The 1444-nt window shown below is 39.5% G+C and carries 1 protein-coding gene; it reads left to right on the plus strand.

The window, feature by feature from the left end; all coding sequences use genetic code 11:
- Nucleotides 1-1363, plus strand: a 1363-nt coding sequence (locus H5202_RS22415; protein ID WP_182773972.1) for a putative bifunctional diguanylate cyclase/phosphodiesterase, incomplete at its 5' end; no start/stop codon positions are given.
- Nucleotides 1364-1444 lie beyond the last annotated feature (81 nt).

The following is a 1444-nucleotide window of genomic DNA, read 5'->3' on the forward strand; positions in this document are numbered from 1 at the left end:
CACCCAGTACAAACAGCAAGAAGAAAAAATATTGCACCAGGCTCATTACGATAGCTTAACAGGCTTGCCGAATAGGCTTCTCTCACTTGATAGATTATCGCAGATGGTTAGGGATGCACATCGTGCACAAAAAAAACTGGCTGTACTATTTTTAGATTTAGACGACTTTAAAAAGGTTAATGACACCATGGGTCACTCTGTTGGTGATGAGTTGTTAATTCAAGCTGCGGGGCGGTTAAAAAACACCATTAGAGATAGTGATATGGTGGGCAGGTTAGGAGGTGATGAATTTATCATTATACTCAGTAATATTAATGAACCCGCTGAAATTGATATCATTGCCAGTAAGTTACTCGAGAAATTCCACCAACCTTTTAACCTCGATAACCGTGAGTTAGTGTCAACCATCAGCATTGGTATTGCCCTCTACCCGCTTGACAGTGAAGACCCTAAAGAATTAATAAGACAAGCAGATTCGGCCATGTACTATTCAAAGGATCGCGGCAGAAACATCTTTAACTTCTATACACATCAAATGAACCACGATATGAATAGGCGTTTGAGAGTTGAAGAGCAATTACGCAGTGCATTAAAGCGAAAAGAATTCGAGGTTTATTTTCAACCCTTTGTAGATATTAAGAGTCGTAAAATCATTGGAGCTGAAGCTCTTTTACGTTGGAACAATACTTTGCTTGGTCCAATGACTCCAGATGAGTTTATTCCTATTGCTGAACAAACAGGACTCATTGTTTCTATCGGCCAGTATGTTATCGATGTTGCGTTTGCTACCGCGAAAAAATGGCAACAAACCTATAATCCTAATTTTAAAATTGCCATTAATGTTTCCCCAAAACAATTTAGGGAAAACACCTTTGTTGATATGCTTAATATTCAGCTAGATAAACACCAAATCCACCCTAGTACTGTTGAGCTTGAAATCACCGAAGGGGTATTGCTCAGTAGCGACGCGGTTATTGACAGTAACTTAATATCCATTAACGATATTGGTGTCAGTATTTCAATGGACGATTTTGGTACCGGATATTCGTCGCTCAGTTACCTGCGCAGTTATCCATTCAACACGTTAAAAGTAGATAAAAGCTTTATCAACGATATAACGGTCGACCCGGGGGATCTAGAACTTGTTGGTGCGGCGATCGCTATGGGGCATGGGCTTAATTTAACGGTCGTGGCAGAAGGCGTTGAAACAGAAGAGCAGTATAATCTGCTCAATGCATTGAAATGTGATTACGGCCAAGGTTACTTATTTAGTAAACCATTACCTCAAGCGGCATTTGAAGCGCTTTTACTGAAACAGGCAACAAATGAAAAAAACAAGAAGAGATCCTTAATAAGACGCTGATCAAAAATGCCCATCAGCAAGCTGACAGGCATTAATAAATCTTTTTGGCAATTAAGCTATTTCCACTTATCAACTTACCTA

The organism is Shewanella sp. SG41-4 (assembly GCF_014164505.1).
In the GTDB taxonomy this organism is placed as follows: Bacteria; Pseudomonadota; Gammaproteobacteria; order Enterobacterales; family Shewanellaceae; genus Shewanella.